Below are 18,903 nucleotides of genomic sequence, written 5' to 3'. Positions count from 1 at the left end.
CCTAAGTCGTTGCTTGTGCTATAGATCACTTCATCTAAAGCATAGTCACAATTATTCTGCGACTTAGGGCTGAAATTCTCAGTAGTTTGGGTATGATGTGAGCGGTATTCGAATCATCTTATAGCTAATTAACAGGTGTAAAGTGTCTTATGACAGATCTTGAGCAACAGGTTTTTACTCAAGTGAGAGCCATCATAGCGAATGAAGAGCAAGTAATCGGTCGCCGTGGGATCTTAATTCCACTCAAAAAAGCGATCCTTGCCGAAGGCGACATTCGTAATGTGATCGATATTATTTCGAGCGATCCCGCATTAGCTGCCCACATGTTGATGCGCAGCAATTCGGCGCAGGCTTCAGGTGTAGTAAATCCTAAATCTCGCTCCTTAAAAGACGCCCTAATCCGTTTAGGCCAGGTCAATATTTATCGTTATGCCTTCACCTTCTATTTGAAAGAACGCCTCGATGAATTACCCCAACCCTATAAGAAGTTGGTACAAGGTTATTGGAAACTCACGGAAAATATCGCTACCGATGCGGTCGACAGCCTAGTCGATATGCCGGATGTCGATGTCGACCCCGATGAAGTACAAACCTTGGCGCTGTTTAGTGTATTCGGGCAAATCATTGCCTTAACGGCCTTTGCTTACTTAAATGCCAGCTCTGAGCAATCTTTCCCGTTAAGCGTGATTAAGTCATTGATTGATAATCAGCAGCAGACCTTAACCATCGAAGCCTTTGAGGCCTTAGATCTCGATCAGGATCTGCGCCAAGAGTTTATGATCGCCCATAACCTGCGCCAGACCCGTAATCAAAATTCTCCCGGGTTGATTCTGCGCCGTGTGCTCTCGATGCGCGGCATGTTACTTAACCCGCTCTAAGCACTGCTCATAAAAACAAAGCCTGCAATTGCAGGCTTTTTTATGCTCTTTTTACGACATTAATTGGATTTTTGCTGACGCGCTAAGCCTTCGCTTGCCACCAGTTGCAGCCAGTTTTGCACTAAGGCCGAGTTCGCGCTGTGGCGGCGATAGGCCCCAAATAGTGGGCGCTTTAAGCCTTCTTGGCCGAGTTTGACTGACGCTAAACTCAAGCCATGTCCCTCATTGATTGACCAGTTGGGCAGGGCGGCGATACCGTCCTTACAGGCGATGCGTTGCAATAACATCATGGTCAAATCGCAGGTCTTTTGCTCGCCGGCTTCAACGCCTGCGGGTTCTAAAAAGTGGCGGTAAATATCTAAACGCGCCAGTGGCACTGGGTAGCTGATAATGGGTAAGCGGGCCAATTGCTTAGGCGTAACATAGGCTTCTTTCGCTAAGGGATGATCCTTGGCAACCACTAACTTCACTTCAAAATCAAACAAATGCTGATAGGCGAGCGAGTGTCCCGGTACGGGATCTGAGGTCAGTACTATATCGAGTTCGCCCATCTCCAAGGCATTGAGCGAATCGAATAGATGACGGCTCGACAGATCTAACTCGGCCTGCGGATGATCTTGCCTAAATTGCTCCATCACTGGCATTAACCAGCGAAAACAGCTGTGGCATTCAATCCCCACTCTGAGCTGATTGGTCTCTGTCTCTAGGCCATTTTTCAGATCCGTTTCCGTTTCTAACACCTTAGGCAGGATCTCTTCGGCGAGGTGCAACAGCCGTGCGCCTTCCTGAGTAAAGGAGAGGGGTTTGCTTTTACGCACAAAAATGGGCGAATTAATTCGTTGCTCTAACTCCTTAATTTGATGGGAGAGAGCCGATTGAGTGACAAAACGTTTTTTGGCTGCGCCCGCCAAGCTGCCACTTTCCTTCAGTGCCATTAAGGTTCGCAGATGTCTTAGTTCGATCATGATCACTCCAAGTGAATTTCGCTCATGTTGTGCTTGAAATCAATTCGGTTGCTGGCATAGAGACTATCACAATAAACTTCTAGACGTCCAGACGCCCATTGTGATTTATCAAGGCTTAAATGCGAAAAATTGCCAAGAAAACACCATCAGCTGGGTGCTAGTGCCGAATATGGCTTATCTCAAATAAAGGAAGATATGGTATGCAATTAAACAGTCTTGGTTTTCCCCGTATCGGGCGTCGTCGTGAACTGAAATTTGCCCTCGAAAAATACTGGCGTGGTGAGAGCACTCAAGCTGAGCTGCATAAGGTGGCCAAGGAGTTACGCCGCACCCATTGGCAATGGCAAGTCGCCGCGGGGATCGAGCAAGTGCCAGTGGGTGATTTTGCCTTTTACGATCAAGTGTTAACCCTGAGTGCGACCCTAAACGCCATCCCAGATCGTCACCGTGGTGAGGGCGCTATCGATCTTGATACCTTATTCCGTGTTGCCCGTGGCCGTGCGCCAACTGGCACCGATGCGCCAGCCTCGGAAATGACTAAGTATTTCAACACTAACTATCACTACTTAGTGCCAGAGCTTAAGCAAGACCAAGTGTTCTCTATCGCCTATGAGCAGTTTTTTGATGAAGTCGCCGAGGCGCAGGCGCTGGGTTATCAAGCCAAGCCAGTGCTGTTAGGCCCTGTGAGTTACTTGTATCTGGCAAAAACCGTGGGTCAGGATTTCGATAAACTCAGCCTATTACCCAATCTATTAAAGGCCTATGCCGACATTCTGGCGCGTTTTGCCGCACAGGGCGTGACTTGGGTACAACTTGAGGAGCCGATTCTGGCACTCGAATTAGCCGCCGATTGGCAAGCAGCGATTAGCGAAGCTTATCAAGCGCTTAAAACGGCTCAAGTGAAGATTTTACTCACCAGCTACTATGGCAGTATCAGTCATCATCAGGCGCTGGTTTCTGCACTGCCTGTGGCGGGTCTGCACCTCGATTTAGTGACCGCCCCTGAACAATTGGCCTTGTTTGCCAATGCCTTAAGACCAGATCAAATTCTGTCGGCTGGTGTAGTTAATGGCCGTAACGTGTGGGCTGCAGAGGTTGACCTGATTGTTGAGCGTATCGGCAGTGTTGCCCGAGACTTATGCTCACAAGACGGCGCGCGCCTATGGATTGGCACCTCCTGTTCACTGCTTCACAGCCCTGTGGATTTAGAGGTGGAGACAACGCTCACGCCGGCGCTACGTCAGCAGCTCGCATTTGCTAAGCAAAAGCTGTTGGAGCTGGCTAATGTGCGCCAATTGCTGCTGGCACCTGAGTCTGTCGCGGCCAAAGAGATAGTTAACACCTGTTTGGCACGCCGTGAGGCTAAGGCGCAGGCGGCGGATGCTAAAGTGATCGCCCGTGTCGCTGCGCTGACTCAAGCCGACTATGAACGTGTGAGCGAATTTACTGAGCGCCAAGCGGTGCAACAGCGCAAGTATCGTTTGCCATTGCTGCCAACGACCACGATTGGCTCATTCCCACAAACGCCTGCTATCCGTGGCTTACGTAGCCGCTGGCGCAAAGGGGAGCTAAGCGATGCTCAATATACCGAGCAGTTGCAGCAAGTGACCCGCGATACCATAGACCGTCAGCTCAAACTCGGTATCGATGTACTAGTTCATGGTGAGGCCGAGCGTAATGACATGGTGGAATACTTCGGCGAGCAGCTCGAAGGCGTGGGCTTTACCAAAAATGGTTGGGTGCAGAGTTATGGTTCTCGCTGCGTTAAGCCGCCGTTGATTTATGGTGATGTGAGCCGCCCTAAGGCTATGACGGTTGAGTGGGCCGAATTCGCCCAAAGCCTGACGGACAAACCCGTCAAAGGCATGCTAACGGGTCCTGTGACGATTCTACATTGGTCGTTTGCCCGTGAAGATATCAGCCGCGATACCATTGCCACCCAATTGGCGCTGGCGATTCGTGATGAAGTGGTTGATTTACAAAATGCGGGCATTGGCATTATCCAAATTGATGAGCCAGCCTTCCGCGAAGGTCTGCCATTAAAGCAAAGCGAGTGGCAAGCTTACTTAGATTGGGCGGTGAATGCTTTTAAACTGAGTGCGGCGGGTGTTGTGGATGAAACCCAAATTCACACCCATATGTGCTACAGCGAGTTTAACGATACGATTGCGGCCATTGCCGCCATGGATGCGGACGTCATCACCATTGAGACCTCGCGTTCACGCATGGAACTGCTCAACGCTTTTGAAGATTTTGAATATCCAAATGAAATTGGCCCAGGCGTTTACGACATCCACTCGCCAAATACGCCAAGTGTTGAGGCCATGGTGCACCTTATCGAAAAAGCGGCGCAAAAAGTACCTGTACGCCAACTGTGGGTTAACCCCGATTGCGGCCTTAAAACCCGCACTTGGGATGAGGTAGAACCCGCGCTGAAGAACATGGTGGATGCGACCCGCGAACTGCGTCGCCGCCTCGGCTAAGCGCTGTACTATCTGCAATGAATGCCTCTTTGGCATAGCGTAAAAAAACAGGGATACCTTAGGTACCCCTGTTTTTTTACTGGCGATTTGAAAAGGCATAGTTGAATGCGCGCTTGAACCTGCTTATTCACTGAATTGGGCTTATTCGTTAAACATCATTTCGGGGACATGCTCTGGTACCACCAATTCGCCAGCGGTGAGCTTAATAATCTCCTCGACACTCACGCCGGGGGCGCGTTCGAGCAGATGGAACTTGCCTTCTTTGATTTCGATAAAGGCCAAGTCTGTCAGTACTTTTTTGATGCAGCCCTTACCCGTTAGCGGCAGGCTACACTCGGTTAATAGCTTAGACTCACCGTGCTTTGAGGCGTGGGTCATGGTCACAATAATATTGTCGGCGCCGGCGACAAGATCCATAGCGCCGCCCATGCCCTTAATTAATTTGCCCGGGATCATATAGGAGGCGATATTACCCTGAGTATCGACCTCAAAGGCGCCTAATACGGTGAGATCCACATGGCCGCCGCGGATCATGGCAAAGGACTCGGCCGAGTCGAAGATGGCGGCGCCCCTTGCCATAGTCACAGTCTGCTTGCCGGCATTGATTAAGTCGGCATCGACCTCTTCCATCGTCGGAAAAGGCCCCATCCCTAACAAGCCGTTTTCGGATTGCAGCATCACTTCAATGCCTTCGGGAATATAGTTGGCCACCAGTGTGGGGATACCGATGCCAAGATTCACGTAATAGCCGTCTTTGAGTTCTTGGGCGACGCGCTGGGCGAGTTGTTCTCTTGAAAGTGCCATAACCAAATCCTATTTACTGGAGGGGCGGGTAGTCAGTTGCTCGATACGTTTTTCGAAGCTGCCTTGGATAAGCCTATCGACATAGATGCCGGGCGTATGGATTTCATCGGGATCTAATTGACCCGGTTCGACAATTTCCTCCACCTCCACCACGGTTATCTTGCCCGCGGTGGCGGCAAGGGGATTGAAGTTACGGGCGGTTTTGCGAAAGACTAAATTGCCGAAGGTGTCGGCCTTCCAGGCTTTGACTATGGCAAAGTCGCCTGTAATCGATTCTTCCAGAATGTAATGGCGACCATTGAATTCTTTGACTTCTTTACCTATTGCCACGTCAGTGCCATAGCCGGTTGCGGTATAAAAAGCCGGAATGCCCGCGCCCGCCGCACGCATTTTTTCCGCCAGCGTACCCTGCGGCGTGAGTTCGACTTCCAGTTCGCCAGACATCATCTGCGCCTCGAAGTTGGCATTTTCGCCCACATAGGAGGCGATCATTTTTTTAATCTGTTTATCGAGCAATAAGATCCCAAGTCCGTATTCCGTAGTGCCGCAGTTATTGGAGACGACGGTCAGGTTTTTGGTGCCCTTGTGTTTGATTTCTTTGATTAGATTTTCAGGAATACCGCAAAGGCCAAAGCCGCCCGCAATCACCGTCATCCCATCTTCGAGTCCCGCTAACGCATCGCTATAGCTGGTAACCACCTTATTCAATCCAGACATGGAGTGCTCTCTTACGCTTGCTGAAAGTGTGGCGCTTACTATTACCCAATTTTTCGAGCGCTCCTATGGTACTAAGGTGCCAAATAAAACCGCGGCCAATTGCCATATTCTAATGGCATTGAGTCTGGGGCATTGGGAATGTGTGCCCCGCCATGCCTGTGTTCAGGGCATGGATAAAGGACTGTGACTGGATTTTAAAGCATCGGGAGACAAGCAATATGGCGGTTGAACACTCAAGCTTAAAGGGCAAGGTAGGGCTGATCACTGGCTCCACCAGTGGAATTGGTTTAGCGACGGCCCATGTGCTGGCGGAGCAAGGTTGTCATCTTATCCTGCACGGATTAATGCCCGAAGCCGAGGGGCAACGCTTGGCGGCGGAGTTTGCCGAGCAATATCACATCCACACTTTCTTCAGTAACGCCGATCTGCGGGATCCCGAGAGCATTCATGCCTTTATGGACGCAGGCGTTAAGGCTCTGGGCAGTATTGATATTTTGGTGAATAACGCCGGTATTCAACATACTGAAAATGTTGCTCATTTCCCGATTGATAAATGGAATGACATTATCGCTATTAACCTGTCCTCGGCCTTCCATACCATTCAACAAGCCGTGCCTGCGATGGCCGAAAAGCGGTGGGGCCGCATTATCAATATCGCCTCGGTGCATGGTTTAGTGGCCTCGGTCAACAAGGCGGCATACTGTGCGGCTAAACACGGGATTGTCGGTTTAACCAAAGTTGTGGCTATCGAGTGCGCCGAGCAGGGGATTACCGTCAATGCTATTTGCCCTGGCTGGGTGGATACGCCGCTGATCAACAAGCAGATTGAGGCTATCGCCAGCAATAAGGGCTTAAGTTACGACGAGGCTAAGTATCAACTCGTCACGGCAAAACAACCCCTGCCAGAGATGCTCGACCCGCGTCAGATTGGTGAATTTGTACTGTTTTTATGTAGCAGCGCGGCGCGGGGGATTACGGGCGCATCGCTGGCCATGGACGGCGCCTGGACTGCGCAATAGGTTTGCATCAAAGGCTGGCACAATCGTTTTTAGCTCAACAGGTTAGTGTTACTTTAGCATCTACTTCTAAAGACCCATATCCGTTTTAAGGCGATTCACCTAGGTTTAGTTTGATGTCTATTTTCAAACAAAAATAACCTTAAAGGTGATAACAATGAAATGGAATAAATCGTGTCTCGTCGCCCAATTTCTACTCCTTGTAATTGGGCTTTTTTCATCTCTGACGTACGCCGGAAGTTGGCAACAGAATGTGGCCATTGGTGGTTTTAACAAAGTACATATCTACACTCCGGATACTGACGCTAAGGTGGGCGACGGTAAGGCATTGATGTTAGTGCTTCATGGCTGCGTGCAACCCATCAACAACTATCTCACGGCCAACCTTGAACAGGCTGCAGAGGCTCACGGCATGGTCATTGCTGTACCCGATGCGATGAATAAGGCGGGCTACAGCTGTTGGTCTTATTGGCAGGGCAGCATTAATCGGACATCGGGGGATTATAAAAATCTGATTAATTTGGCCAATGCCCTGTCGGGTGATGTAAACCGCCATATCGACCCGACTCAGGTGTATATTGCAGGACTCTCCTCGGGCGCGGCGATGGCAATGCAAACTGCTTGCGTGGCACCCGATGTGTTTGCAGGGGTGGCCTCGAGCGCGGGGCCAAGCATAGGGACGAGTTCGAATGGGGCGATCTCTACCTGTGAAACCGTATCGACATCTACCTTTAAATCACGCTGCGAATCCTACGCGGGTAGCTATAAGAGTTATTTGGGGACTCAGTTAGCCGTGATTGGTCATGGTAAGGCCGACACTACGGTCAACACTTGCTATAACCAGCAGAATGCCGATGGTTTTGCCACGGTTTATGGCGTGACTAAGTTAAGCGGAACCAATGCGTTATCTGAGGGCGCTGGACATGCGGCATCGGAAACCCTATGGAGCAACAAACGGGTGGCAATGTTGTGGTTCGATGGCTTAGACCATTCATGGTCAGGTGGGGCAGGCGCATCGGGGGATTATGTCGCCGACGACAGCATTAACTTTGCCACCTATTTAGGGAAATTTTTTGCCGACAATAATCAAAGGGTAAACCGTAATGCCTTGCCTACCCTTGCCAATGTCACTGGTGCGGATAACGCGGGCGTGCTGACTGTTTCTGGCATGGCTAATGATAGCGATGGGTATGTCGCGCAGGTAACTATGGGCATTTATTTGCTCGATGGAGCGGGCCAAAGCCTGATCGGCAATGTGAGTACCACAAGCCTTGGTAGCGACGGCAGTTTTCAGCTATCTAGCCAGAGCTTGAGTTATGGTCTGTACAAGCTGGTGGTACAAGCAAGTGATGATGTGTCTGCGCTTAGCGCGCCAGTGGAGTTAACCGTACGTGTTGGGCCAGAGCCCGCGAATGCTGCGCCAGTACTGAGTAATATTCAGGTGAGTGTTTCAGGGCAATGCGCATCGGTGACGGGCTCGGTTGTTGATGCAAACCAAAATTTAGCCTCGGTGACCGTTGGTTTTAGTTCTGGTCAGCAAGTCAGCGCGAGCATTAATGGCACTCAATATAGCGCTCAAGGCTGTAATTTACCGGGCGGTGCGAATCTTGCGACCGTGATTGCGATGGATAGCACGCAACTCTCCAGCCAAGACAGCATTAACTTTACTATCGATGCGGGCGTGACGGGGGATTACAACACCCATATTAATCTTGGCCATATCACTTGGGGTGTAGGCTATTCCGCCTGTTATCTCGCCTTCGGCACAGGGCAATTTACCATGCGTGAATATGCGGTGGGCAGCTCGCAATGTCAGTGGGTTGCCGATGGCAATACTAGCTGCGCGGGGCCTCAGCAGGCATGTACTGGTAGCACAGGTGGCACCACTGAGCCTACAGATAGCGACAATGATGGTATTAGTGACAGCATAGATAACTGCCCCAATGTCGCTAATGCGGATCAGGCGGATAACGATGGTGATGGTATCGGCAATGCCTGTGATACCACGCCCAATGGCGATACTTATCAATGTACCCAAGTCACGGCGAGCAACTATGCCCATGTCACGGCGGGGCGCGCGACCAGCAGTGGCGGTTATGCCTACGCTAAAGGGTCGGGTCAATTAATGGGGCTCTATAACACCTTCTATAGCAGTACTTTGGCCAATACTGCTGCTAATTACTATGTGGTTGGTAGCTGTCCTAACTAAGTGAAGGTTGATTAGGGGGAGGCCCTGACTGGGTTATGTAGGCTTGATAACAAAGGCGAACCTTATGGTTCGCCTTTTTGTATTGGCTGGGATGGATATCGGGCGCGACTACTGACAGCAAATAGCGCATTATCCTGTAAATTCTCACCAATGCCCTGCATAGCACTATTCAGCGAAAGCCGTCTTAAATGATAAGATAGGCGCCAGAATTTTTATGAGGTGAAAACTCACCTAGTGAAGACGTGGCAATTTTGACCTAACGCGCCGCGTGAAGAATGCGGTTATTCGATTTATTTATTTGATTATGTTAGGTGTATTTCTATTCTGTCGTCCTTAATGGGGCGTACACCCTTATAGATTTGAGCATTACTGGAGACAAAACTCATGACAAACGCGAATGTGGATGCCACGCAGTTAACGACTAAGCCATCACAAGATGGTTTTTATATGCCCGCCGAATGGGCGGCGCAGCAAGCCGTATGGATGATTTGGCCATATCGTCCTGATAACTGGCGTTCTGCAGGTGCTTATGCTCAAGCGACCTTTGCTAAGGTGGCCGATGCCATTGGTGGTGCAACTCCCGTTTATATGGGTGTACCTCAGGCCTTTTTAGCAGAAGCGCAAAAAGTGATGCCTTCCCACGTGACTCTGGTCGAAATCGACAGCAACGACTGCTGGGCTCGCGACACTGGACCTACTGTGGTGGTTAATGCCGAGGGCGAATGCCGTGGCGTGGATTGGGGCTTTAATGCTTGGGGTGGTCACAACGGTGGTCTGTATTTCCCATGGGATAAGGACGAACAAGTTGCCGCACAAATGCTCAAGCAACATGGTTTTGCCCGTTATAGTGCACCGTTGATCCTCGAAGGTGGCTCTATCCATGTCGATGGTGAAGGCACCTGTATGACTACGGTCGAATGTTTACTGAACGCTAACCGTAACCCTGACCTGACGAAAGAGCAGATCGAAGCCTTACTGCGTGACTATTTGAATGTTAAGCAGTTTATCTGGTTGGAAGAGGGCGTTTATATGGACGAAACCGACGGCCATATCGACAATATGTGCTGTTTTGCGCGTCCAGGTGAAGTGATCCTGCACTGGACCGACGATGAAACCGATCCACAATACCCACGCTCGAAGGCCGCGCTGGATGTGTTGCAAAACACAGTTGACGCCCAAGGTCGCAAGTTAAAAATTCACCTGCTGCCACAACCGGGTCCGCTGTATTGCACCGAAGAAGAATCAAAAGGCGTAACAGAAGGCACTGGCGTACCGCGCACTGCAGGCGAGCGCTTAGCGGGCTCTTATGTGAACTTTTTAATCACCAACGACCGTATCGTATTCCCACTGCTTGACCCAGCAACCGACGATATCGCTGCGCAAAAACTGCAGGACATTTTCCCTGAGCACAAGATTGTGGGTGTGCCCGCACGGGAGATTTTATTAGGTGGCGGCAATATCCACTGTATTACCCAGCAGATCCCTTCTGGCAAGTAAGTACACCAAGGAGAACAGTATGACGCTTGATGTCACTGTTATTGCACCACAATTGGTTTTCTGCGGGAGGGCGTAAGATGTTTGAAGTGACTGAAGTTTCCATTGCCGAGCTGCGTGAAGCACTCGAATCCGGCCGCACGACTGCGGTTGAGTTGGTGAAATCCTATTTGGCTCGAGTAGCGGCTTACGATGGCCCCGCCACTGAGACTAAGTTGAATGCGTTAGTGGTGCACAATCCCGATGCGCTCAAAGAAGCCGAGGCTTCCGATGCGCGCCGTGCCCGTGGCGAAACCTTAAGCCCACTCGATGGTATTCCTTACACCGCTAAGGACAGCTATTTAGTGAAGGGACTGACGGCGGCGTCTGGCAGCCCGGCATTTAAAGATTTAGTGGCCCAGTACGATGCCTTTGCCGTCGAGCGCCTACGCGCTGCGGGTGCTATTTGCTTAGGCAAAACCAATATGCCGCCCATGGCGAATGGCGGCATGCAGCGTGGTCACTATGGCCGCGCCGAAAGCCCCTACAATGCGAACTATCTGACAGCGCCCTTTGCTTCGGGTTCTTCCAACGGTGCGGGCACTGGAACCGCGGCAAGCTACTCGGCGTTCGGTCTTGCCGAAGAGACTTGGTCGAGTGGTCGTGGCCCTGCGTCCAACAACGGTTTGTGTGCCTATACACCGTCTCGCGGCGTGATTTCGGTGCGCGGCAACTGGCCATTAACCCCAACCATGGATGTGGTCGTGCCTTATACCCGCACTATGGCGGATATGCTCGAAGTGCTCGATGTGATTGTGGCCGATGACCCAATCACCCGTGGCGATCTCTGGCGCCTGCAACCTTGGGTTCAAATCCCTAAAGCTTCTAGCGTTCGCCCAGAATCCTATCTGGCACTCGCCGCTAGCGCCGACACCCTGAAGGGTAAGCGTTTTGGCGTACCACGCATGTACATCAACAAAGATGAACTCGCTGGAACCAGCGAAAATCCGGGTATCGGTGGACCAACGGGACAACGCATCCATACTCGCCAATCGGTGATCGATTTATGGGAAGCGGCGCGTAAAGCCCTCGAAGCCGCTGGTGCGGAAGTGATTGAAGTCGATTTTCCGCTGGTGTCTAACTGTGAAGGCGACCGCCCCGGCGCGCCGACCGTGTTTAACCGTGGCATAGTCACGCCGCAATTCCTCCATGATGAATTATGGGAACTGTCGGGTTGGGCGTTCGATGAATTCCTGCGGGCGAACAACGACCCTAAACTCAACAAGCTTGAAGATGTGGTGGGACATTTGATATTCCCCCATGACCTCGGCACCTTGCCAAACCGTGAGGGTGACTTAGCGGCTGGCATGGAAGAGTATGTCAACATGGCTAAACGCGGCCTGAAATCCTATGACCAGATCGACAGTATTCCCGATGGTCTGCGTGGTTTAGAGAAGACCCGTAAGCTGGATCTCGAAGACTGGATGGATGGACTTAAGCTTGATGCCGTGCTGTTCCCTACCGTGGCCGATGTCGGCCCCGCCGATGCCCATGTGAATCCGGCCTCAGCCGATATCGCTTGGAGCAACGGGGTTTGGGTCGCAAACGGTAACCTTGCGATTCGCCATTTAGGCGTGCCGACTGTGACTGTGCCTATGGGCGTAATGGCCGATATTGGCATGCCAGTGGGATTAACCTTCGCGGGCCGTGCCTACGATGATAACAATCTGCTGAAGTTTGCCGGCGCGTTCGAGTCAACGGGTAATAAGCGTATGGTTCCGCCGCGTACACCGCCGCTGAGTCAATAAGCTTAAGGCGTAAGACTGAGAAATACAAAACGGGATGGGTAACAATACCCATCCCGTTTTTTTCGCGTTAATCTCTCATGCGTTATTTATCAAACCTATTCCAGCGTTAGGATTCTACATTTAACTATGTACCGCACTATCGAACTCACGCCTTTTGGTGTACTCAGAGCTAAGGGTAAGTCCAAAGTTTGGCAAACCTCACTGCCAATTCCTTACCTCGGGGGAGACTTTCAGCTGGTTATTCATGGTGATGTTAATGGGCCTTCGGCCAGTCAACGCACGGCTCTCTCACTACTCATTGAGCCAAGCGAGGCGCTGCGCGATGAAATAGCGACTAAAGTGGTCGAGTTTATTCATGCATGTAATATCGTGCCTGTTGAGTTCAAGGTTGATGTTGCCACAGTATGGTCATTTCTCACACCTGAGCTGATTGAGGTTCACACTAGTCACGAGTACGTCTATGGTGCGTGTGAATTGGGAACTAACGCTATATCAATTGGTTACCTTACACCTTGGACGAATGAACAATTAATCCAAGTGCCATTTTTAAATGGGAAAATTGGTGTGATTTATAGCGAGTAAGTTTGGGGTATCGCTGTATTTTTAAGGATGTTTTCCCGCTAATTGCTACTTAAAAAATAAGCACCTACAAGCATATCTTGGGTGTAGGTGCTTTGAGGGAGAGAGTCTGAATAGGCGAGCTAGCGAGTGGCTGCGGTTACGGGCTCTGCTAAAAACGCGGCAATCATGCGGTAGGTCGCAAGGCATTCTTGCGAAACCAAATCCTGCAGTAGCATATAGGCGTGGATCATGTCTTCAAATTGATGGTGCTGTACCTGCACGCCAGCCGCCGTTAAGGCGTTGGCATAGGCAATGCCTTCATCCCGCAGAGGGTCGCAGCCCGCGGTAAATATCAAGGTGCTAGGCAGTTTGGCGTTGAACTCGCCATGTAAGGGGGAAGCTTGTTTGACTCGCTCGGCATCCTTAGCCATCTCTTGAAAATATTGCTCGAAGTACCATTGCACCCTCGGGGTTTCGAGCAAGAAACCTGCACCATTACTCTGATAGGAAGCGCTCGCCATAGTGTAATCCACGCTGGGATACACCAAGATCTGTTTGGTGATGTTTAGTGTGCTGTCGCTGAGGCTACGTTGGCTAAGGCTAGTGCATAGCGCGCCACCGGCACTGTCGCCCATAATGCTGACACCTTGTTGGTATTGCACCTCAGTCAGCACGCTTTGATAGTGGCGCAGGGCGTATTCGCAGTCTTCAAGTCCCGCCGGATAGGGATGTTCGGGCGCGAGGCGATACTCAACACTGATCACCACACACTGAGCGATACTGGCAAGGTGACGACAGATAGGGTCGTACAGCTCGACACTGCCGCACATATGGCCGCCGCCGTGAAAATGTAATACCACGGGCAGCGCGGTGCTGGGCGCAGGGCTATAAACTCGGCAGCTAATCTCCCTGTCGCCATGCTGTGCATCCTTAACTTGCCATGCCTTATCGGCGATATAACTCACCTCAGGCTTAGCACTCATCAGGGCGGCGAGTTTGTTCAAGTTTTCCCGCACTAGCTGTGGGCTGTATTGAATATTTTGCTGTTTCGCGAGGGCGATATTCTGGTTCGCTAACTCAAGAAAATCCGTCAGCTTTGCTGAAGCGGTACCGCGTGGGGAAACTTGCATGCTTACTCCTTAGCTTGTCCGGTTTCGGGGAGAAAATAGCTGCCAACAAACACAGTGGCGCTTAACAGGGTGATCAGCACAAACGAGGCGAAGTAACTGCCTTGGTTGATATCCACAAGCTTGCCAAACAGCCACAGCACTAAGGTCGAAATCAGATAGCTGATGGACCAAAACAGGCTAAAAATCACGGTGATTTTTTGGCTGGTCATCTTAGGTAGCTCGTGGGGAATCGAGACTAAAGCGGTGACGGGTAAAAAGATGCAAAAGCCTAAGACGATGGCACACAGGGTTTGCAGCCAAGGCGCCGAGCCAAAGGAGAGCCCTAACACGGTCAAGAAAATAAGCAGGCCGCTGAGGCGAATAATTGGCAGGCGCAGGGGCTGTTTACGGCTGTAGAGTATCCCCGCTATGGTGCCGACAATCCCAAAACCAATCACCCACTTACTCTGGCTGATGCCCGCCTGCGGATAAAAGGTGAATAGGCAAATATAAAAGGATAATAATCCTGAGTAGGTGAGGGCATAGGCCCAGTTAAAGCCGTCTTTTAAGCCATCGAGATAGGAGTATGAGTGAGTGTCGTCTTGTTGTGCATGGGCTTGATGGCTAGGGGCTTGTTCGAACTTCACCAATAACCACAGTAGCGCCAGTACCAGACTGGCAATGGAAAACACCAACAGGCTGTGTTGCCAACCGCCGCTGATGGCGTTGATGCTCGGCATACCCCAAAGCACGATAGCCGTGCCCACATTAAAGGCCACCGCGTTTAATCCATTGATCACTGGGCGTTCTTCTGGGGCGAACCAGTGCATCACAATCGGGTTGAAATAGACAATCATAAAGGCGCCGCCCAGTCCCATTAAAAAGCGGCTCACCAGCAGTAACTCATAGTTTGGGGCGTAGGGTGTCATGATGCCCGTAACTATCAATAACGCCGCGACTAAAAACGCATACTTCACCCCAAATTTGAGGGTGAGATAGGCCGCAGCAAAGGTGCCGACAATTTTTGCTAAGGTGACTGCACCGCTCAGTAAACTGGCGGAGGCATAACTCTCGATATGCATCGAGGCCATGATGTTATTCATACTCGCGGTGCCACCAACCCATGCCATTGCAAATAAGACGTAACTGGTAAAAACCAAGCCTTCTACGAGATATTTATGGGTAATTTTTATCGGCATAGTTGTTTAAAACCTCGAGTCAATATTGGCCGTAGGTTAGCCGATGGGGGGGGATAAATAAGTACTACCTTAGTGCACCGTGCTGTTATCAAGTGTTTAACAATTTGTTTGTCTAGTGTAGTTTGGCTGGGTGTATACAGGTTGATTGGGGAATATCTTGCTGGCGTGGTTGTCTGTTGATACTTGGTGGATCAGCGTTATATCGATTGCCTATTTGGCTGTGCTGTTTATTGTCGCCCAATGGGGGCAAAATCAGGCAATAGATCAATGGCGTAAACGGCCTTGGGTGTACAGTTTGTCCTTGGGGGTGTGTTGTACTTCGTGGGCGTTTTACGGCACGGTTGGGCAAGCGGCGACCACGGGCGCTTGGTTAGCGCCCATCTACATAGGTTCGATAATCTGCCTAGTATTGGCGTGGCCTATGTTGATGCGCACATTGCAGATCATCAAAAGCCAAAACCTGACCTCGATTGCCGACTTTATCGCCTGCCGCTTCGACCGCTCGCCTAAAATTGCCGCCAGCGTTGCCATGGTGTCCCTCTTTGGCACTATTCCCTATATCGCGCTGCAACTGAGGGCGATAAGCACCAGCTTCGACCTCTTAACTGGTACTTTTCAATCTGGGATCAGCACGGCGTTTATCGTTACTATCGTGTTGATTATCTTTAGTATCTTATTCGGTACTCGGCAGCTTTCGGCCAGTAAACAAAATCAAGGCTTGGTACTGGCGATTGCCTTTAGCTCAATTGTAAAGCTGTTTGCGCTCACCACGGTTGGGTTGTTCGCGACTTTCTATGTGTTTGATGGTTTTAGTGATTTGCTCGCTCGGGGTCAGCATTTACCGCCGAGCTCTGAGGGGAATTCACTCTATTTTGTGCTGTCACAAATTCTGCTGGGCGCCATTACTATCTATGCGCTGCCACAGGAATTCCACATGATGATGATTGAAAATCATCATGCCAAAGAGTTAAAAGCCGCCCGTTGGATGGTGCCACTGTATCTGCTGCTGATTAATGCCTTTGTATTGCCTATCGCGCTTGCGGGACAGATTAGCTTTCCCGGTGGCAGTGTTGATGCCGACACCTACGTGCTGACCTTACCACTCTTCTATCAGCAGGCTTGGCTTGGGGTCTTGGTGTATATTGGCGGCCTTGCGGCGGCAACGGCCATGGTCATTGTGGCGGCGATTGTACTCAGCACCATGATTTCGACCGAGATCTTGACTCCGCTGCTGCTGAGATTGCCGAAATTTAGCTCGCAACAGACGCCGCAGCTCGCGGGGATATTGCTCAATTTACGGCGGATATCGATAGCGGCGATTCTGCTATCGGCCTTTGCCTTCGAACGTTATATCGATCAGCAGAATCACTTGGCTAGCATCGGTTTATTATCCTTTGTGCTGTTGTCGCAGTTTTTCCCCGCCGCAGTGGGCGCGCTCTATTGGCGCCGCGCCACCACCCAAGGTGCCTTTTGGGGCATGTTGATGGGCAGTTTAGTCTGGCTCTATACCTTGCTGCTGCCTGCGACCTTTCCCGATGCAGTTTGGGTCAGCCAAGGGCTTTTTAACATAGCGTGGTTAACTCCGACCGCGCTATTTGGCCTGACGGGGCTGGATAATATCAGCCACGGCCTACTGTATAGTTTGCTCGCGAACGTCGGTTGTTTTGTGCTGATTTCGTTGCTGAAAGAGCAGAGTGTGGGGGAGGTGCTCCAAGCCGATGTGTTTGTTAACCGCAAACAGGTGGCGCTGGAAAGGCACCTCTCGGTTGAGGATCTGGCGAGCCTATTACACCGCTTTATCAATAAGGAAGAAGCCGATGCCCTGCAGGCTAGGGCGAAGGTACTTGGTTCGGAGTTGCAATTAGCCACACGGCGCGAGGAGCTGGTGGACTACACCCGTCTTAAGTTATCGGGAGTGTTAGGATCTGCCTCGACGCGGATGGTGATGAATGCCGCCTCACGTTCCCAGCAAGTGCCGCTGGAGGATGTGGTCAGCATAGTCGATGAGGCGAACCAGATCTTCGAGTTTAACCGCGAGCTGCTGCAATCTGGGGTCGAAAACATCGAGCAGGGGATCAGCGTGGTCGATGCCGATATGCGCCTAGTTGCATGGAACAAACGCTATATTGAATTGCTTGATTATCCTAAAGATTACGTCAAAGCTGGTATACCGATAGAGACGCTGCTGCGGTTTAATATCGAGCGCGGCATTATTGTGGGCGATGAGGCCCATGAGCTGGTGGAAAAACGCCTCGCCCATATGCGTAGCGGCAGCCCACACCATTTCCAGCGCACTATGCTCGATGGCAAGGTACTGGAGATCCGTGGTCAAGCCATGCCGGGTGGCGGCTTTGTCAGTACCTTTACCGACATTACCGCCCATATTCAGGCCGAAAAAGCCCTGCAACTGGCTAACGAAACCCTCGAAAAGCGGGTCGAAAGCCGCACAAGGGAACTCGCTAAAGCCAAGGCCGAAGCCGAGGCGGCCAATAGCAGTAAGACACGCTTCTTAGCGGCGGCGAGCCACGATTTAATGCAGCCCTTTAACGCACTCACTCTGTTTACCGAGATGCTCAAACAGCGGGTGACGTCGACCGAACTTAAGGATCTCGCCACCCATATTGAAGCCTCCTTAAATGTGGTGGAGAGCCTGTTATCCGATCTGGTGGAAATCTCTCGCCTCGATAGCAGCAGCCTTAAAACTGAGCAGAGCCAGTTTGCGCTCAATGATTTACTCTCGACCTTAGTGAATGAGTTTAAAGTGCTTTCTGCCGAGCAGGGCATCGATTTTTCCTATCAGTTTTCCTCTTGCCTAGTGCAGAGCGACCAACGTTTGCTGCGACGGATTATTCAAAACTTCCTCTCCAATGCGTTCCATTATTCCCCAGCAGGCGCGGTGAATCGGCAAACGCCGCTGCCGCTCAATGCCAGCGCGGCTTTGCCTAAGCTATCACAAGCCGATTTTGTGCCTAAGGTGCTGCTGGGCGTGAGGCGGCTCGAACACAGCCTGCTTATCCAAGTGTGGGACAATGGCCCGGGCATTCCTCAAGATAAACAGCAGGCGATTTTCGGCGAGTTTGAGCGCCTCGAACAAACGCGGGAGATCCCTGGGCTTGGGCTGGGACTGGCGATTTGCGATCGCATCGCTAAGTTACTCGGGCTTAAGATTGCCTTGCACTCCGAGGTGGGTAAGGGCACCTGTTTTAGTGTTGAAGTGCCGCGCGTATTCGCCCAGATCAAACCCAGTAATGTGGTTAAGCTACGCAGCGAAGAGGAAGGCGCAAACGATAGCTTTAATATCAGCGTGTTAGTCATAGATAACGATGAGTTAATGCTAAAGGCCATCTCCTCATTACTGTTAGGCTGGGGCTGCCATGTACTCACTGCACGGGATAAAGCCAGTGCCGAGCAGCAACTGACGCAGCAGGTGTTGCCGAAGCTTATCATTGCCGATTACCACTTGGATGATGACCAGAACGGTGTCGATCTGGTGCAAAGCTTACTCACCCATCCTGTGTTTAGCGGCCAGCGTCCGACCTGCATTATTTGCTCGGCAGATCCGTCTGAATCCGTGCGACAACATACCAGCAGTGCACAGTTCAGTTTTGTGCGTAAACCCGTTAAAGCCACCGCCTTAAAACGATTGATTAAGCAATTGTCTTAACTCAGCACTATCGTGCG

The 18,903-nt window shown here is 51.1% G+C and carries 13 protein-coding genes; 8 read left to right on the top strand and 5 right to left on the bottom strand.

All coding sequences use genetic code 11. From position 1 onward, the window contains the following. The first annotated feature begins 149 nt into the window (after positions 1-149). Positions 150-878 (top strand): HDOD domain-containing protein, encoded by a 729-nt coding sequence (locus tag N5E87_RS17615; RefSeq protein ID WP_011624036.1) that lies wholly within the window; start codon positions 150-152, stop codon positions 876-878. A gap of 59 nt (positions 879-937) precedes the next feature. Here the strand turns inward: N5E87_RS17615 and N5E87_RS17610 are convergent, their stop codons facing one another. Next, positions 938-1,843, bottom strand: coding sequence for a LysR family transcriptional regulator (locus N5E87_RS17610; protein WP_011624035.1), 906 nt, complete (start codon positions 1,841-1,843; stop codon positions 938-940). 200 nt (positions 1,844-2,043) lie between these two features. On the opposite strand from N5E87_RS17610, the gene metE reads away from it, so the two are divergent. Further along, on the top strand, positions 2,044-4,326 hold the full coding sequence (metE, locus tag N5E87_RS17605; protein WP_279775551.1) for a 5-methyltetrahydropteroyltriglutamate--homocysteine S-methyltransferase: 2,283 nt from the start codon (positions 2,044-2,046) through the stop codon (positions 4,324-4,326). Between the two features lie 141 nt (positions 4,327-4,467). Here metE and N5E87_RS17600 read toward each other — a convergent pair whose 3' ends face one another. Together N5E87_RS17600 and N5E87_RS17595 are read right to left on the bottom strand one after the other, a co-directional pair. Then, on the bottom strand, positions 4,468-5,130 hold the full coding sequence (locus tag N5E87_RS17600; protein ID WP_279775550.1) for a 3-oxoacid CoA-transferase subunit B: 663 nt from the start codon (positions 5,128-5,130) through the stop codon (positions 4,468-4,470). A gap of 9 nt (positions 5,131-5,139) precedes the next feature. After that, on the bottom strand, positions 5,140-5,847 hold the full coding sequence (locus N5E87_RS17595; RefSeq protein ID WP_011624026.1) for a CoA transferase subunit A: 708 nt from the start codon (positions 5,845-5,847) through the stop codon (positions 5,140-5,142). Positions 5,848-6,065: 218 nt separating this feature from the next. Here N5E87_RS17595 and N5E87_RS17590 point away from each other — a divergent pair, with 218 nt between their 5' ends. The 5 genes from N5E87_RS17590 (at position 6,066) to N5E87_RS17570 (ending at position 12,935) form a co-directional block, all read left to right on the top strand. Continuing rightward, on the top strand, positions 6,066-6,866 hold the full coding sequence (locus tag N5E87_RS17590; protein ID WP_279775549.1) for a 3-hydroxybutyrate dehydrogenase: 801 nt from the start codon (positions 6,066-6,068) through the stop codon (positions 6,864-6,866). Between the two features lie 154 nt (positions 6,867-7,020). Then, entirely contained in the window at positions 7,021-9,072 is a 2,052-nt protein-coding gene (locus N5E87_RS17585) for a PHB depolymerase family esterase (RefSeq protein WP_279775548.1), read from the top strand. A gap of 384 nt (positions 9,073-9,456) precedes the next feature. Beyond that, a complete protein-coding gene (gene aguA / locus N5E87_RS17580; protein WP_279775547.1) occupies positions 9,457-10,569 on the top strand; it encodes an agmatine deiminase in 1,113 nt (370 codons plus the stop codon). Between the two features lie 77 nt (positions 10,570-10,646). After that, on the top strand, positions 10,647-12,353 hold the full coding sequence (locus N5E87_RS17575) for an amidase (protein ID WP_279770123.1): 1,707 nt from the start codon (positions 10,647-10,649) through the stop codon (positions 12,351-12,353). A gap of 126 nt (positions 12,354-12,479) precedes the next feature. Next, a complete protein-coding gene (locus N5E87_RS17570) occupies positions 12,480-12,935 on the top strand; it encodes a hypothetical protein (RefSeq protein WP_279775546.1) in 456 nt (151 codons plus the stop codon). A 119-nt stretch (positions 12,936-13,054) separates the two neighbouring features. On the opposite strand, the gene N5E87_RS17565 is transcribed toward N5E87_RS17570, so the two are convergent. After that, positions 13,055-14,044, bottom strand: a complete 990-nt coding sequence (locus N5E87_RS17565) for an alpha/beta hydrolase (protein ID WP_279775545.1) — start codon at positions 14,042-14,044, stop codon at positions 13,055-13,057. Positions 14,045-14,046: 2 nt separating this feature from the next. Beyond that, complete coding sequence (locus tag N5E87_RS17560; RefSeq protein WP_089066997.1) at positions 14,047-15,222, bottom strand: MFS transporter; 1,176 nt, start codon at positions 15,220-15,222, stop codon at positions 14,047-14,049. A gap of 157 nt (positions 15,223-15,379) precedes the next feature. Between N5E87_RS17560 and N5E87_RS17555 the strand changes: the two genes are divergently transcribed. Beyond that, complete coding sequence (locus N5E87_RS17555) at positions 15,380-18,886, top strand: PAS domain-containing hybrid sensor histidine kinase/response regulator (protein ID WP_279775544.1); 3,507 nt, start codon at positions 15,380-15,382, stop codon at positions 18,884-18,886. The last annotated feature ends 17 nt before the right edge of the window (positions 18,887-18,903 follow it).

The organism is Shewanella sp. GD03713, assembly GCF_029843705.1.
Classification (GTDB): domain Bacteria; phylum Pseudomonadota; class Gammaproteobacteria; order Enterobacterales; family Shewanellaceae; genus Shewanella.
The sequence above is the reverse complement of the archived record's forward strand: the minus strand, read 5'-3'. Positions and strand labels throughout refer to the sequence as shown.

Bases quoted from the DNA above. Each gene is read 5' to 3' on its own strand.
- N5E87_RS17615 (WP_011624036.1), top strand. From the start codon at position 150: ATGACAGATCTTGAGCAACAGGTTTTTACTCAAGTGAGAGCCATCATA.
- N5E87_RS17610 (WP_011624035.1), bottom strand. From the start codon at position 1,843: ATGATCGAACTAAGACATCTGCGAACCTTAATGGCACTGAAGGAAAGT.
- metE (WP_279775551.1), top strand. From the start codon at position 2,044: ATGCAATTAAACAGTCTTGGTTTTCCCCGTATCGGGCGTCGTCGTGAA.
- N5E87_RS17600 (WP_279775550.1), bottom strand. From the start codon at position 5,130: ATGGCACTTTCAAGAGAACAACTCGCCCAGCGCGTCGCCCAAGAACTC.
- N5E87_RS17595 (WP_011624026.1), bottom strand. From the start codon at position 5,847: ATGTCTGGATTGAATAAGGTGGTTACCAGCTATAGCGATGCGTTAGCG.
- N5E87_RS17590 (WP_279775549.1), top strand. From the start codon at position 6,066: ATGGCGGTTGAACACTCAAGCTTAAAGGGCAAGGTAGGGCTGATCACT.
- N5E87_RS17585 (WP_279775548.1), top strand. From the start codon at position 7,021: ATGAAATGGAATAAATCGTGTCTCGTCGCCCAATTTCTACTCCTTGTA.
- aguA (WP_279775547.1), top strand. From the start codon at position 9,457: ATGACAAACGCGAATGTGGATGCCACGCAGTTAACGACTAAGCCATCA.
- N5E87_RS17575 (WP_279770123.1), top strand. From the start codon at position 10,647: ATGTTTGAAGTGACTGAAGTTTCCATTGCCGAGCTGCGTGAAGCACTC.
- N5E87_RS17570 (WP_279775546.1), top strand. From the start codon at position 12,480: ATGTACCGCACTATCGAACTCACGCCTTTTGGTGTACTCAGAGCTAAG.
- N5E87_RS17565 (WP_279775545.1), bottom strand. From the start codon at position 14,044: ATGCAAGTTTCCCCACGCGGTACCGCTTCAGCAAAGCTGACGGATTTT.
- N5E87_RS17560 (WP_089066997.1), bottom strand. From the start codon at position 15,222: ATGCCGATAAAAATTACCCATAAATATCTCGTAGAAGGCTTGGTTTTT.